General features: G+C 38.9%; 16 protein-coding genes and 1 riboswitch. Of the genes, 2 read left to right on the top strand and 14 right to left on the bottom strand.

The genetic code is table 11. The features are described 5' to 3' along the window. Window positions 1–426 precede the first annotated feature (426 nt). The 8 genes from KC820_RS12665 to KC820_RS12630 all read right to left on the bottom strand — a co-directional run bounded on the left by KC820_RS12665 (window position 427) and on the right by KC820_RS12630 (window position 6,864). Complete coding sequence (locus tag KC820_RS12665) at window positions 427–1,452, bottom strand: DUF2332 domain-containing protein (RefSeq protein WP_212371554.1); 1,026 nt, start codon at window positions 1,450–1,452, stop codon at window positions 427–429. Between the two features lie 61 nt (window positions 1,453–1,513). Next, entirely contained in the window at window positions 1,514–2,056 is a 543-nt protein-coding gene (locus tag KC820_RS12660) for a hypothetical protein (RefSeq protein ID WP_212371552.1), read from the bottom strand. A gap of 177 nt (window positions 2,057–2,233) precedes the next feature. After that, complete coding sequence (locus KC820_RS12655) at window positions 2,234–2,452, bottom strand: hypothetical protein (RefSeq protein ID WP_212371550.1); 219 nt, start codon at window positions 2,450–2,452, stop codon at window positions 2,234–2,236. Between the two features lie 103 nt (window positions 2,453–2,555). Then, window positions 2,556–3,035: an immunoglobulin-like domain-containing protein gene (locus KC820_RS12650; protein WP_212371549.1), complete on the bottom strand. Its 480-nt coding sequence runs from the start codon at window positions 3,033–3,035 to the stop codon at window positions 2,556–2,558. Window positions 3,036–3,090: 55 nt separating this feature from the next. After that, window positions 3,091–3,342 carry a hypothetical protein gene (locus KC820_RS12645; RefSeq protein WP_336511051.1) on the bottom strand — a complete coding sequence of 84 codons (252 nt, stop codon included), beginning with the start codon at window positions 3,340–3,342 and terminating at the stop codon, window positions 3,091–3,093. A gap of 83 nt (window positions 3,343–3,425) precedes the next feature. Next, window positions 3,426–3,920 (bottom strand): DUF4188 domain-containing protein, encoded by a 495-nt coding sequence (locus KC820_RS12640; protein ID WP_212371547.1) that lies wholly within the window; start codon window positions 3,918–3,920, stop codon window positions 3,426–3,428. Window positions 3,921–4,120: 200 nt separating this feature from the next. Then, the gene (metK, locus tag KC820_RS12635; RefSeq protein WP_212371545.1) at window positions 4,121–5,323 is read right to left on the bottom strand and encodes a methionine adenosyltransferase; all 1,203 of its coding nucleotides are present in this window, start codon (window positions 5,321–5,323) and stop codon (window positions 4,121–4,123) included. Window positions 5,324–5,531: 208 nt separating this feature from the next. Continuing rightward, window positions 5,532–5,637, bottom strand: a riboswitch (SAM riboswitch). A gap of 651 nt (window positions 5,638–6,288) precedes the next feature. Further along, a complete protein-coding gene (locus tag KC820_RS12630; protein WP_212371543.1) occupies window positions 6,289–6,864 on the bottom strand; it encodes an NUDIX hydrolase in 576 nt (191 codons plus the stop codon). A 275-nt stretch (window positions 6,865–7,139) separates the two neighbouring features. Between KC820_RS12630 and pckA the strand changes: the two genes are divergently transcribed. Then, the gene (gene pckA, locus KC820_RS12625; RefSeq protein ID WP_212371541.1) at window positions 7,140–8,729 is read left to right on the top strand and encodes a phosphoenolpyruvate carboxykinase (ATP); all 1,590 of its coding nucleotides are present in this window, start codon (window positions 7,140–7,142) and stop codon (window positions 8,727–8,729) included. 275 nt (window positions 8,730–9,004) lie between these two features. On the opposite strand, the gene ytkD is transcribed toward pckA, so the two are convergent. From ytkD to KC820_RS12600, 5 genes are all read right to left on the bottom strand, one after another. Beyond that, entirely contained in the window at window positions 9,005–9,484 is a 480-nt protein-coding gene (gene ytkD / locus KC820_RS12620; protein ID WP_377862811.1) for an RNA deprotection pyrophosphohydrolase, read from the bottom strand. An 18-nt stretch (window positions 9,485–9,502) separates the two neighbouring features. Further along, on the bottom strand, window positions 9,503–10,096 hold the full coding sequence (locus KC820_RS12615; RefSeq protein WP_144163412.1) for a hypothetical protein: 594 nt from the start codon (window positions 10,094–10,096) through the stop codon (window positions 9,503–9,505). Between the two features lie 100 nt (window positions 10,097–10,196). Beyond that, on the bottom strand, window positions 10,197–10,529 hold the full coding sequence (locus KC820_RS12610; protein ID WP_212371540.1) for a hydrolase: 333 nt from the start codon (window positions 10,527–10,529) through the stop codon (window positions 10,197–10,199). 445 nt (window positions 10,530–10,974) lie between these two features. Next, window positions 10,975–12,312 (bottom strand): D-arabinono-1,4-lactone oxidase, encoded by a 1,338-nt coding sequence (locus KC820_RS12605; protein WP_212371556.1) that lies wholly within the window; start codon window positions 12,310–12,312, stop codon window positions 10,975–10,977. Next, window positions 12,312–13,490 (bottom strand): amino acid deaminase/aldolase, encoded by a 1,179-nt coding sequence (locus KC820_RS12600; protein ID WP_336511050.1) that lies wholly within the window; start codon window positions 13,488–13,490, stop codon window positions 12,312–12,314. Before KC820_RS12600 ends, KC820_RS12605 begins: the two co-directional genes overlap by 1 nt. Window positions 13,491–13,773: 283 nt before the next feature. Between KC820_RS12600 and KC820_RS12595 the strand changes: the two genes are divergently transcribed. After that, a complete protein-coding gene (locus KC820_RS12595; protein ID WP_212371538.1) occupies window positions 13,774–14,844 on the top strand; it encodes an MFS transporter in 1,071 nt (356 codons plus the stop codon). Between the two features lie 63 nt (window positions 14,845–14,907). Here KC820_RS12595 and KC820_RS12590 read toward each other — a convergent pair. Next, a partial coding sequence (locus KC820_RS12590; protein WP_212371537.1) for an RNA-guided endonuclease TnpB family protein occupies window positions 14,908–15,409 on the bottom strand: 502 nt, incomplete at its 5' end.

Here is a 15,409-nt window from a genome sequence, read left to right as displayed (position 1 = left end):
CTTTGGGGAGGTACTTCCTTTTTTGTGTTTTGAAACCCTTGCCCTGTAAGGGCTAAGATTTATGAAATTTATTCAAGAAAAAAGACATAAAAAAAGAATTTGTTTTTCTTATCAAAACAAATTCGTTTAGTTATTGTAGTTATACAATTGTTGACGCTCGTAGAGTTATTGTGACCGATTCCCGTTCTAATCGTATCAACAATTTTGAGATTGATGTTTCTTTAACTTCTTCTGCAAATATTCTTCTGATTTTCCTTTTGGAATACTTAAAGTTTCCCAATTCTCATCTTTAACACTCTTCAATCTTTCTAGAACTTTCAAGTACTCATTCCAAGACCCATAAATGAACCTCCTTATTTCATGCAATAGTCTGGCTTGAATCCAGTGAAATCTTATTTTTTAAAACCTGTCCCCAATCTCCCTTGCCTATGTTAAATGCCAATCAAACCATCTACCATGCCCGTCTGTATCACCAATAATCTTTGTCTCGGGTTTTCCATCTATAATGGAATCGACACGAAGTTTTCTGTCGTAAATATTATTATAAATATGAAAAACGTCCCTGTTTCTTCCTATTTCAGTAACCTGATCCATCAGTTCACTTTTAGCCGCTTCAGGCATTTGATTGGCTACGTGAGTATGAAAGATACAAACTGCTGTATGAACAGGAACATCTTTTATTATCTCAGGGAGTAATGCTACACCATTTCCTTCTATTAGATTAGGTGGATTTACCCTTAATTGTTTAACTGCATTTTCAAGGTTTTTTATTCGCTCTTTATGTTCAGGCCAAATAAGTGCCTTTAACCATAAATATTCGTCTTCATCGGTAAGATTGGTAATGTTTAAGTCTATTCCCAGTCGATCACTGACCGGTGGAATTGATGGTAATAGTTCATAAGGTATTTCACCATTACGTACCATGGATGTTAAATGAACAGTGGAATTTTGATTGCCAAAGACTTGCTCGTCTCCATAAGAATAGGAATAATAATCCCAAAGCAACTGCAATCCTGCACTTGTCCCGATTTCTATGAGTGAAAGTGGTCTTTTGATCTGGTTGTATATATAACAAAATACAGGATAAAGATAGGCACATCGTCGTACCTCATTTGTTTGAACAAGCTTGTTTTCTAAGATGGCCCTTATTTCATTTTGATTTTTCATGCAAAAATCCTTAAAGAAAGGAAAAGGATTATCCTCTCTACTCACCTGATCGATGATGCTAGGATAGAATTCCTTCAATTCATGTTCTTCACCTTGTAACAACAAATAATGAACAGCGCCAAAAAGTAAGTTAGGGATCGGTTGCCCTTCTCTTGCATACATGCTTAAATCCAACAATTCGTCATCAGCTGCGATTTGGTTCGATAAATTTTCATAGAGGTCGCTCGAGCCATGACATTCTAATGTAGCAAAATTTTTAAATCTTTCAGCTATCCTTTGAGTCATAATTTCCCCTCCATATCGATAACACCATTTCTACCTAAAACACCATCCAACATAGCTCCCATCATTCATCTCCGTTATTTTTAGAGAAGCCAATTTTGTAAAAAACCTTTCCGCTTCGTAATAAATAGATACCGAATACGAAATTAATTACGCTCATTACGAGATTCTGAACAATAAATTGTGTTTGCTCAAATGTATTTACACTGTTAACAGAAGAAATAAAAATTAAATTAGATATAATTTGAAACGCTTTTGGTAGGGAATAGATAATTAAAACTAATCCTGCCATCTTCATAAAAAGACAAAATAATGAACTAATCTTATTTTCGCCTTTCGTAGACGAATTGTTAAAGGCCATATCAATAACGGCCTTCCCATCTTTTAGTAGGTAAATCCCGATCATTAAAAGGATTACAGGGTACACGACTTGGAAAATCAGTGAAAAACGATAAGAACTTAAATTGTGATTCGTCATCATATCCGGCTGATTATAAATGGAAATAAACTGAAAAACCACCGGAGTAATATGGACTAACCCCCAAATAATCGTAAGAACTCCGACGATTTTCAATCCAGACTCAAAAAGAGCTTTTGGTTGAACCACTTAAAAACCTCCCTTTACAGCCATTTCACTTCTTATATGTATTGGTTAAAAACAAGTGTCGCTCTAACATTTATCTAGCATTTTCAATTATTTGACCTAGTTATACAAGTTCGGGCGCTACTCCGCTTACCTGGAATTGCGCCCTTTTCTTTTGATTTTAATCAATTCAAGTAGTCACTACCTCAAATAAAGTTGCAATGATACATTATCATTAGCATAGGACCAAACCGTGTTTTCAACTTTTAAATTAGCACTAAATCTTTCAATCCAAATCTGTTTTGAATTCAATAACGCTGATAGTTGAGCAGAGTTAAGTGTCACTTCTTCGGTTTGTTCATTTTTTTGGTAAACAAATACTACCTTTACTGAATCTCCTTGATTCGTGGTCACGCTCATTAAATTCACTCCATTCTCAGTCATTCAAGTATCAATATTGAATTTAACTCCATTCACTTCTACCGAAACAACGCCTAAAGGTTACCAATGTAAACCATGATGGTTATTCAATCTTAAACTGTGCTGCCAAATAGTATTCATCATAATCCCCTGGTTCTCTAACATTGGACATACTTTTAATAATTTGATAGTTACCGCTATCCAGATTTCCATACAGCGATTCCCACTCAACAGCAAACTCCTCAGTTTTAGACGGAGGTAATTCATAACCCGGTTCAGCAAATCCGTACTCATCTACAATAGTGGGTACCTCATACCAATTACCTTCGATTTCCTCTTCCAACAAAAAGTCCTCGCTATAAACCCCTTGTTCGTCAGATTTATTTTCAAAGATTACTGTCAAACCTGTTGGAGAGACGCTACTTTCTTTAACGGACATAGAAACACCTTCAAAATTATTGACCGTATCGTATTGGGTGGGCTTCTTGTCTTTCCCTCCCGTTGTATCTGCATTTCCTGTATTGCAACCAACTAAGAAAACACTTAACAGAAACGTCATTGTATAAAGAAGAATTTTTTTCATTGCGTATCCTCCATGTAAGCTTCATATGACAACTTGCCGATTAAATGAATGTAACTTATAAAAAAATCACTAAGTAATACATGACAAGAAGTATGGTTATAACAATTCCGATCACTCTATACCTTTTCTTGAACTGCAGTAAAAAACCGATCACCCATAAAATAAATAAGATCAGAAAATACAATCTGTAAGTTTGTGTATTGGCCTCTCCGATTCCTGGACCACTCATCCATAGCGATAGAAACAAAACAACCATTCCTGAAATGGCATTCCAACTATGCCTAATTATACTTTTCGATTTCTTCACCTCTCTTCAGCTCTTTTTTTTCGTATGTTTAAATTTTATAGCAGCATAAATAGTAATGTTAACCAGTTATGTAATATGGGGGATTAGGCTCGATTATTTGATTCTGCACCTTTCAAGCGTTTCCTTGCGCTATTTAAATGGGGTTCAATAGGAATATGTGACAAAGCTTTACTTAAGCCATATAACGGCATATTTCCGTAAACAGATTCATAGTTTCCTTTTTTAACTTGATAACTCTCATGATAAATACCCACTGCTTTATTATTACCTACCTTTTGATTAAATGCTTTCCATGCTGTGAGATGCTTTTTTCCCTTGGCATATGATAAGAGAGCTTCCGTGGATGACCAATATTGAATCATAACAGTAGTTCTTAACCCGAAGAAACTTTCCATGCCTAAAAAACCAAGCTCCTCTTGGTGAGTATGTAACTCTTTGATCATTGGAGGCATTGCCAGAAAAACCGGTAGCCACTTATGAATTGCAAGTCTTTTATTGATACGCATCCCGATCATGAAAACGACGATATCTTTATCGTTTTCAGTTGTATAACGCCCACTGAATATATCTTTTCCCATTGATTTACATGTTCCCTTCAAAAAAATTCAGCTGAACAATTTATCAGACAAACAGATTAACAGGTTTTATTCAGTTTAATCATAACACAAGTATAAATATTTTGAATTTATATTTTTCATTCACCTAAATTCAAAATAATATTTAATAAAAAAACAGCTGCTATACAATATGTATAACAACTGTTTTCATCATTTATGATTTAGTTATTTTCAAAGAAACGCTTTAACTCATCTGCTTTATCTGTACGTTCCCATGTGAAATCTTCATCTGTTCGTCCAAAGTGTCCGAAAGCTGCTGTTTTCTTATAAATTGGCCGCTTCAGATCGAGCATTTTCGTAATACCTGCAGGTCGCAAGTCAAATACTTTTGGAATGACTTCAGCCATTCGTTCCTCAGAGACAGCGCCTGTTCCAAATGTATCAACGTTAATAGAAACAGGTTGCGCTACACCGATCGCATAAGCCAATTGCACTTCACAAGTTTCAGCAAGACCCGCTGCAACGATGTTTTTCGCGACATAACGAGCAGCATAAGCGGCTGATCGGTCAACTTTCGTCGGATCCTTACCACTGAATGCTCCTCCGCCGTGACGTGCATAACCACCGTATGTGTCTACGATGATTTTTCTTCCTGTCAACCCGGCATCTCCTTGAGGTCCGCCGATGACAAACCGTCCTGTTGGATTAATAAAGATTTTTGTTTCATCATCCATTAAATCTTCCGGAACGATTGGTCGAATGACGAATTCCATAATATCTTTTTTGATTTGTTCCAACGTAATTTCTGGATGATGTTGGGTGGACAAGACAATCGTATCAATTCGTCCCGGTGTACCATCTTCTTTATACTCAACCGTTACTTGCGTTTTCCCGTCCGGTCGTAAATACGGAATCACTTCCGTTCGTCGAACATCAGACAACCGCTTCGACAGTTTATGAGAAAGTGAGATCGGCAGAGGCATCAATTCCTCGGTTTCATTCGTTGCAAAACCGAACATCAATCCTTGGTCACCTGCACCAATTGCTTCAATGTCTTCGTCCGTCATTTGTCCTTCTCTTTTTTCATAAGCGACATCGACGCCAGCAGCAATATCTTCGGATTGCTCGTCGATGGAAGTCAATACAGCACATGTTGCATAATCGAAACCATATTTCGCCCGTGTATAGCCGATTTCTTTTACTGTATCACGAACGATTGTTGAGATATCGACATATGAAGTCGTTGAAATCTCTCCGGATACTAAAACAAGACCTGTTGAAACCATTGTTTCACACGCTACGCGTGCATCTGGATCTTCTTTTAAAATTTCATCCAAGATGGCATCTGAGATCTGGTCACTAATTTTATCCGGATGGCCTTCTGTGACCGATTCAGATGTGAATAATCTTCGTTTCCTTTCCATATCTATTTCCTCCCAAGAATTATTACGGCACTCTCTCCTGGTCAGACGACAGCATCACTCTCCATACTCCTCGTCAAACGGCGAGTAATCGAGTGATGTCAGAGACGTAGTTTTAAAATCGATTAAAAACGTCGAACGTCTTCAATCCAACAAAAAAACCTTCCCCCTTTATCCATGACAAAAGGGAAAGGTGATTATCCGCCTTCCGCTCTTATCGTCCAAGGGACACCTTGCATCAGGTTAGCACCTGTCACAGCTTGTGATGGTTGCCGAGCTTCATCGGGCCTGTTCCCTCCGCTTTCTCTGGATAAGAGTTATTCCGTTTCTGCATCATCATATCGTTAAATGACGGAACTTGTCAATTATATTACTCCTTATTTCTGTATTATGATAGCCCAAATATTAAGTCTTCTTCTTTGTCACCCTTGTCCATATTAATGAAAAAACAATAAAAACTATAAAGCCAATTGCAAATTGAATTGATGTAATAACAAACCAATGATCTCCTAAGTTCAGCCCCTCTGTTACTTGCAACACAGCAAAAACCAGAAAAAAGATTAAGATGGATTTTGTATCCATGATGTATGTACCACCTTCCTATAATAGGCCATCCAATATCGATTCCTACACAATTTATAGACGGCTTCGCTCGGGTTTTCGACGGCTTCGCTCCGTTTTTCGACGGCTTCACTCGATTTTTCGACGGCTTCGCTCGATTTTTCGACGGCTTCGCTCGGGTTTTCGACGGCTTCGCTCGGGTTTTCGACGGGTTCTCTCCATTTTTCGATGGCTTCTCTCCGTTTTTCAGCGGCTTCATATGGTTTTTCAACGGAACGCTTTTACCCGTAAGACGTGTACGGTTTAGCGGAAGTTCTTTTATTTCTTGGCCCGTTAGAGTCGGCACCGATGCGATTCGCAATTTCTTCCTAGCAAATTTTGTTAATTATTGGCGATTATTGAAAACCCTAAAAATCAGACGATGGATACAACGATTTGATTTGTGTAATGGCACGGGCCATTGATTTGTCCGGAATGTCTGAAACATTTACCCATCTAACATCATGACCTTCATCATTTTGACCGATTTCTGTCTCATCTGTCACTAAAAGATAACGAAAATCATAATGAAAATGACTTGGCTCACCTTTTTGTTGATTCGCTGGGATGTAATGAACATTGACATCAATCGGATACAACTGTTCTTTATGTATTGGATGAATATATGTATCAATGCCTGTTTCTTCCTTCACTTCACGAATAGCCGCTTCCTCTGGTGTTTCCCCTGGATCCACATGGCCACCTGGTTGTAACCATCTTTCCAATGATTTATGAAATAGCATCAATATATGATCCGGCTTATTCGGATGAAGAACAAATCCGCTACCGGTAATATGTCCCGGTGTCACGCTTCGATCGAATAATTCTTCGCGGTCTTTAATGAAAGAAATAAACGGGATGAGGTTCTCTGCTTCTTCAGGAAATTGAAGCATGTATGTTTGGAACTGTCTTAATGTTTCCTCATTATTCCTTTTTATCCCCATGTAAATAACCAACCTTTCACCAAATAACTCGTCTAGTAATTCTCATAATCAAAGCATAACATAGTATATTTCCTGAATGAACGACAGGTTTAGAGATTGAAAGATAAAACAATCCATCACTTTCTCATAAAAGATTGGTAAAGTACCCATGAATGTTGTTATAATTTAGTCACAATTATTTTCACCATTAGTATGGATTAATATATCTAATGTGTTATACTAATAATCAGATTGAAACAGCACACTTTAACTTAAACGTAAAGGATGATGAATGAATGAGCACAAATACACTTGATTCGCTTGTCTCTCGCTTGACCGATTTAGACGCGAATCATAAAAATCTTTCAGTTGCTGAACTTGTTGAAAAAGTCTTGAGCCGTGAAGAAGGCGTCTTGTCTTCTACTGGAGCGATTCGTGCAACAACTGGAACATATACAGGCAGATCACCAAAAGATAAGTTTATCGTTAAAGATGAAGAGTCCCAAGATCATGTTGAATGGGGAAGCGTCAACCAACCAATTAGCGAAGATAAATTTGAAAATCTATTTCATAAAGTGATTGATTACTTGGAAAAGCAAGATGAATTGTTTACGTTCAATGGCTTTGCCGGTGCGGATGAAAAATACCGCCTGCCAATCCAAGTCATTACACAATTTGCTTGGCATAACCTATTTGCCAACCGTTTATTTATCCGTCCTTCAAAAGAAGAGCTAGAAAATCATAAGGCTGGATTTACAGTTGTTTCAGCACCACATTTTAAAGCGGACCCTGAAGTAGACGGTACAAATTCTGAAACATTCATCATTGTTTCATTCAAACATCGAATCGTCTTGATTGGCGGAACGGAATATGCTGGAGAAATTAAAAAGTCTATTTTCTCTGTCATGAACTATATGCTACCGACAAAAAATGAAGTGCTTCCGATGCACTGTTCAGCAAACGTCGGCGCAGAAGGCGATGTTGCTTTATTCTTTGGACTTTCCGGAACAGGAAAGACAACATTATCCGCCGATCCGAGCAGAAGTTTAATCGGTGATGATGAACACGCATGGAGTCAAAATGGTGTTTTCAATATCGAAGGTGGTTGTTATGCAAAAACAGTGAACCTATCTGCTGAAAAAGAACCACAAATTTTTAACGCCATTCGTTTCGGTTCCGTATTGGAGAACGTCATTTTGGACGAAAATCGTGAAGCAGACTATGACGACACAAGCTTAACGGAAAATACACGTGCTGCTTACTCGATTGATAATATCGATAATATCGTCCGTCCAAGTCGTGCCGGACACCCAAATACAATCATTTTCTTGACTGCTGATGCTTCTGGCGTACTGCCTCCAATCAGTAAGCTATCGAAAGAACAAGCGATGTACCATTTCTTAAGTGGTTATACGAGTAAACTAGCTGGAACGGAACGTGGTGTTACAGAGCCACAAGCGACATTCTCCGCTTGCTTCGGTTCACCATTCCTACCATTGCCAGCTGCTGAATATGCGAAAATGCTCGGTGAAAAAATCGACGAACACAACTCAGAAGTTTTCCTTGTTAACACTGGCTGGACAGGTGGCCCATACGGAGAAGGCTCTCGTATGAAACTCGGCTATACACGCGCCATGGTTCAAGCAGCTTTGGAAGGCGATCTGAAAAATGTTGAAACGGTGCAAGACGAATTTTTCGGTCTTCATATTCCAACCGAATGCCCTGGCGTTCCAACCGAAGTATTGCATCCGAAAAAAACTTGGGCTGACAAAGATCGTTACGACCAACAAGCACAAGACCTAGCGAAAAAATTCCATGAGAACTTCAAACAGTTCGACCATGTGACGAAAGATATTGCTGAAGCAGGGCCTACGTTTAGAGGCTAATTAAATATCAAAGCGGTAAGGACCGGGTAATCCCGGTCCTTTTTTATTGATCATTAAACGCCTCGGACATTATATGTGCCCATTCTGAGAAAATATGATACCTTATTCGAAGTATATACATCTTTAATCAAAAGGAATGCGACCTCACGCAAAATATATGAGCCCAAAATTGAAATTTATGCTCCCGATTTCAAAATATATGCGCCCAAACGAAACAAGCGTGAGCTATTTACCACAAAAAACACAAGCGCCATACAAAGCGCTTGTGTTCCATCTTACATCAATTTTCTTTTCTCAATTTCCTTTAAAGATAATGGCAAAATCTCATCTCGCATCATAAAGCTGAATCGTTTGTCCTTTTTCACATTATCTGGGAGTTGATGCAGCAAAACGGGTCCATCTGTTTCAAAGTAATGCACTTGTTCTGTCATTTCATCGACATGGGCGAAGTACACATTTTTAATAATGTAGTCGCTTTTTCCGTCGACGTAGTATTGACCGATGAACTCTAAATGGTTCACAACTCCACCGGTTTCTTCAAATACTTCACGAATCGCAGCTTCGGGTGCATTCTCCCCTGCCTCGACTTTCCCTCCAGGAAATTCCATACCTCGGTCACCGTGTTTCGTCAGAAGCCATTGGTCACCGTACCGGGTAATCACCCAGACATGCTGCGGATTTTCCGAGAAAGCTTGTTCACGAATGGCGAATTTAACTTCATTGTTGTAATAATCTCTAAAAGTATTCAATTGCATACGTTCCTTTACAGCAAATTAACCTTGATAGTTAACGCTCATTATACGTGGTTTCTGATCTTCATTCAAATCAATCCCGACTTCAATCGTATAGTTTCCATGAAGTTCATTCCCAGTTTCTTGTGTGACAACATAAGTTCCTGCTTCTGTTTGTTGCACATTATAATCTTCTCCCGCTTCAAACCACGGCGGTGTAGAAGTTGGGATGACTTTCAACTCGCCGTCCCTGATTTCGTAATATACATCTACGAATTCATCAACGACTTCTTCTGAAGCAAAGCCATAGAAGCTTTCTTTAAATTCGTCCATTGTTTCATATGCTTTCACGTTGTAGTACTGATCTGTATCTTGAACCAAATGATCCATGAATTGATCCGTCACACTGACGATTTGTTCATGAGTCAATGGTTGTTCTGTATGTTCTTCTTTCTCTTCTTGCGTTTCCCCCATCACAACCATCTCATTTTTTTGTTGAAGTTGTGATTGGTGGTTTTGTTGTTCATCATAGCTTACTTCCAAATTTCCTTCAGCATTCGCAGCGAAAGAGATTGGCAAAGCAAGAATGACAATCAACGAAAGTAAGATGTTTTTGAAATTCATTCGATGTCTCATTGTCTAAACCACCTTCCGTATTGTCTACTACATTTATACCTTTTTTTAGAAAATGCTAAACCTCAAAATGAAAAGAATACGGAAGATTTTAGGAATGATTTTAAAAATCATCTGAGTCCATCAGTGATTCGAAAAACGGGAATTGGCTAATATGCTCTTTCGCCTCCTCATCGCCTAGTTGATAGATCATTTTATATGCCCGAAGCAGTTCATGATCAACAGCATCGTTATCCTCGTCGTTGTGATACTCCTTGAACGGCACATGCGCTCGCCAGTACGTTCCATAGTCCGCATGATCTTTGTCTTCGAAACACTTGCGCAACGCTTTGATTTCCTCTTGATTTGCATAAACCGTAAACTGCGCATTATTACCTGCCTTCAACTCTGAAATTTCTCCCGTTTCTACATTGACATAAAATCTCCGCTTGTCCATTTGCATCATCCTCCTACCTCTAGTGTGAACAGGATGATGAAAATGTATTTATAGAATTTTTTACTTATAAAATGTATATATGCATGGACATTCATGGATATGACTACTTTTTTTAATATTTTAAAAAAGTTTTAGATGAAAGGCTTCGTTAAATTCCGTTGTTGATAATTCAACATCGGTTACTCTACGATTTTTCGACGGCTTCACTCGATTTATCGGCGGCTTCGACCGATTTATTGGCGGCTTCATCCGATTTATCGGCGGCTTCGACCGATTTATCGGCGGCTCCGCTCAATTTATCGGCGGCTTCGACCGATTTTTCGACGGCTTCGCTAAAGCTTTCCCCTTAGAGCGTGTGCGGTTTTGGTGGAAATTCTTTTATGTCTTGGCAAGCTCAGAGCCAAACAAAAAACCTGGACACTTTAAAAGTATCCAGGTTTAGCAGTTAACCCATTTCCATCGGTTCTTTTTCAACTCGAACTTTCCCGAGTTTTTCTTCCAAGTACTCATTCATAAACATTCCATTAGGATCGAGTTCTTCACGGATGGCGAGAAAGTCCGGCAGTTTCGGATAGAGAATTTGCAAATCCTCTTGATTCATATTGTGCATCTTCGCCCAGTGTGGTCTTCCTTCGTATTTTCGCATAATGGCTTCCATATCACTGAAATAGGATTCATACGGCATTCCTTTAAACATATGAAAAGCAATATACGCGGATTCTCTTTTGTAAGACGGACTAAGCCAAATATCATCGGCATTCACGACTCTACATTCAATTGGAAAATGAACTTCATGATTTTTCTCTTCGATACAGGTACGGACTTCGTCTAGTGCAGGTTTTAAGTAGTGAAGCGGGATGCAATATTCAATTTCAGTAAATTTCACAAGCCGTGGTGTCGCAAATAATTGATGGCTATTCGCAGTAATATTCGTTTCACTGATGCCTTTTGCTAGAAGCTTACTAATCATGCGACTCCGTTTGGGAAACCATTTGCACCCTGTCGACAGCACGTATAATAAATAATTCTCCATCACAAGGTCTTTGCAATGATGAAAAAATAATCGTTCGGGTTTGTTTTCTGAAATATTCATCCGCTTCACTTGAACGAGATCTGAATAAGGAAAAATATAAAATTCAAAATGACGATTGTTCTTAATATAGTTATCAAGCTTCTCAACAAAAAGAGGATAATTAACTTTCTCACATCGATATTCATAGACAGGGCATTCGACGACTTTCAGTTTTACTTTCACAATGATCCCAAATGCGCCCAAAGATACGAGAGATGCTTTAAAATAATCCGCATTCTCTTCTTCTGAAACCGTTAAAAGTTCACCTGTTGCTGTAACAATCGTTAACGCTTTAACTTGTGTCGGGATATTCCCGAATGATAGCCCTGTTCCATGAGTTCCAGTTGAAATCGCTCCTGCAATCGATTGGACATTAATGTCTCCTAAGTTTTCTTGAGCATAGCCTAATCGTTCCAGTTCTTTACCCAATTGATATAAACGAGTGCCACCAAATACCGTTACTGTGTTAGTTGCTTCATCTATCTGCTCAATCCCCGTCAATTGATCGAGCGATACGAGCCATTGCTCTGTTCCGACTAAGTTTGTAAATGAATGGCCAGCACCGATGACACGAATCTTCTTCCCTTGATTTGCAGCTTCTTTCACAATGGCAACGACCTCATCCACCGAAGACGGATAAAACGTTGACTCCGGCTTACCCTCATGTGTTTCTGCCCAGTTCCTCCACTTTTTCCCTTGCTCTCGTTTTATCAAAGAAAACACTGGCCATCCCCCCGATACGTAGAATAACGCTCAACAATTCGTTTATTCTCAACACAAACAATCTCTTGAAAGCGCTCACAAATCTCACCGGCTTTGGCAGCTCTAAAAATAATCGGATCGCCAATATTCAACGAAACATTTTCATAATAAATGGGCGTCTGTACTTCGCCTGCACCTTCAAATGGTTGCAACTTTCCCCCCGGCGGATACACAGGTTGTGGCATTTTATCTTTTCCATGTGGACCTGATGCAATGAAACCACCACTCGTACATGTATATATATTTGGCGCTGGTTTTCTAACAACTGGCAATGCATAAAACAGCGCTGGTTTATACCGAAAATCTCGGTAATAATCAAATAATAACGGCGAATAAAATCCAGACCCTGCTGCAATTTCAGTAACACTCTCATCCATTGCTGTCGAATCCATACTTCCCGTACCGCCACCATTAACAATCGAAAGTTCAATTCCTTCCTCAGCTAGCGCTTGAACAATCTTCTTTCTCCGCGTATGAATCTCATGAATCGAACGTTCTTTCAAAAAAGAAACGACTTGGTTTTTAATACGGCTAGTAGGCAACCGGTCAGTCACACCCGCAATCTGCGCTTCATAGCCCATTACGCCATGAAGTTTCAAGTCTGGATATGATTTGATTTTCCGCGCTAAACGTACTGCTTCTCGTTCTGAGTTGATTGGCGAACGTCTCACACCAAAATGGAGGCTACCAAATTTCGTACTCATATCGATGTCCATACATAAGTAAAAAAGTCCTGCTACTTTCTCATTTATCCGATGTAGATATTCTACCTGCTCTTCTGAGTCCACCATACAAGTAATTTGATAACCCTGAGCATTCAATTTTGAGATCTTCGTCAGTGCTTGTTCATTCCAACACGGATACCCAATCATGATGTCATCAAATCCCGCTTCAGCAAGATAAACAGCCTCATCAGGGCTATAGCATAGTAGTCCTTTGAACACAGGACTCGAGTCTAAAATTCGCTGTAAAACGGGGATCGACCGAATAGACTTTGTTGCGATTCGAACCGTTTTCCCATTTGATTTATTAGCGATCATTTGGCAGTTTTCATCAAATGCATTTACATTGAGGAAAAGAGCTGGAAGCGACAACCCCTTCGGCAATACGTTTGAATCCAATAACATCACCTCTCATTTAATCATAAATTAAAGTGACAGCTTATTGAAGTATTATTTTAAATATTCAGCAAATAAAAACCGGACAGACCCTGCCTTCTTACTCAACAAACATGCCTGATCATATAAATGCTTACATTCAATTGACAGCAACTATAAAGCATGAGAATTTATCTTTAATTAAACAATACTGAAGAGGAAACATCATTAAAACTATGTTAGAGGGCAAGAAATCTGCTACTTAGCAGGGCCTCCCATTGTGGGTGGCCCTGTTTTTTTTGGGAGGAACTTTATGGATAAAAGAATATATATATTAACTACCATTACCTTTATTGTAGGATTGGTCGAACTGATTATCGGAGGGATTCTTCCTTTAATTGCAAATGATTTAGACATCACTTTAGGACGTGCCGGTCTTTTGATCACTGTATTTTCATTAAGTTTTGCCATTTCGGGTCCTATACTTCTTTCATTGACTTCTAAAATAAAACGGAAAAAATTAATTATCATCGTTTTATTTCTTTTTTTACTCTCTAACGTTCTTGCCGTTGTAAGTACAAGTTTTATGCCACTCCTATTATCAAGGATTCTATCGGCAATGTTCGCGGCACTTCTTATTTCATTATGCTTGACGATTGCTTCTCAAATTACATCTACGACTCATCGATCCAGAGCGATCGGAACCGTACTGATGGGGGTGAGTGCTTCATTAGTATTTGGCGTTCCTTTTGGTCTATTTCTAGGGAATGAGTGGGGCTGGAGAGCACCTTTTGTATTCATTGTCTTCATCATTAAGATTTTAATTGTACTGATGTGGTTTTTCATGAGCGAAATTGAAGGTAAGGAGACTTTGCCGATAAAGTCTCAAATTAAGGCGCTATCACATCCAAAAATAATAATGACACAATCCGTCTCCATTCTATTCTATGTCGGACACTTAACACTTTACGCATATCTAACGCCTTTCTTGCAGACGACTTTGAATCTTACCGGCGACTCGTTAAGCATTATGTATTTAATACTTGGTGTCGCTGCCATTTTTGGTAGTTGGTTTGGTGGTTATGCATCTGACCGTTTTGGAACTAGAAAAACAATTATCGTAGTCATATCGCTTTTTGCAACAATGCTATTTATGATTTTTGTTCTACTGACTAAGCCTGTGATGTTAGTTATTGCATTGGTGTTATGGAGTTTCTTAAGCTGGGCACTTACACCGGCGATACAAAGTCAATTAGTTTCTATCGCACCTAAGACATCTGACATCCAACAAAGTATCAATAATTCGAATATACACATAGGTATTGCAATCGGTTCATTTGTTGGTGGCATAAATATCGATCTATTTGAACTACCCACCACTTAACAAACTACGGTTGTTTGAAGTGGGGGGATTCCTAAGAACACCAGCGTAACCGCCAGTTATTGATTAGGCTATCTCCGTAGTTCCTACGGTTAGAAGTCTTATGGCTTCGTTTTTGATATTTTTACTTGCGTTAAGATCTCGATCGTGTTGTTCCCCACATTCACTACAGTTCCATTCACGTAAGGCGAGATTCTTTACTTCTTGATTGCGGTAGCCACAGTTTGAGCACAGCTGGCTTGAAGGGAAGTTTCTCGCAACGGTTACAATCTTCTTTCCATACCACTTGGCTTTATATTCAAGCATTGTGCGAAACTGTGACCAACTGACCTCACTGATTGCTTTAGCTAGGTTGTGGTTTTTCAACATATTCAAGACACTCAAATCCTCAATCCCGATCATGTCGTGGTTTTTGACAAGATCAGTCGAGATTTTGTGCAAGTAATCACGTTTGGCGTTTTGGATTTTCTCATGGACACGTGCAACTTTTATCCGTTGCTTATGCCAATTCGAACTTCCTTTTTGACGTCTGGATAGAATTCGTTGTTCTTTGGCTAATTTCTTTTCT

Origin of the sequence: Allobacillus saliphilus, from assembly GCF_018138385.1 — a bacterium.
GTDB lineage: Bacteria > Bacillota > Bacilli > Bacillales > Alkalibacillaceae > Allobacillus > Allobacillus saliphilus.
The sequence above is the reverse complement of the archived record's forward strand: the minus strand, read 5'-3'. Positions and strand labels throughout refer to the sequence as shown.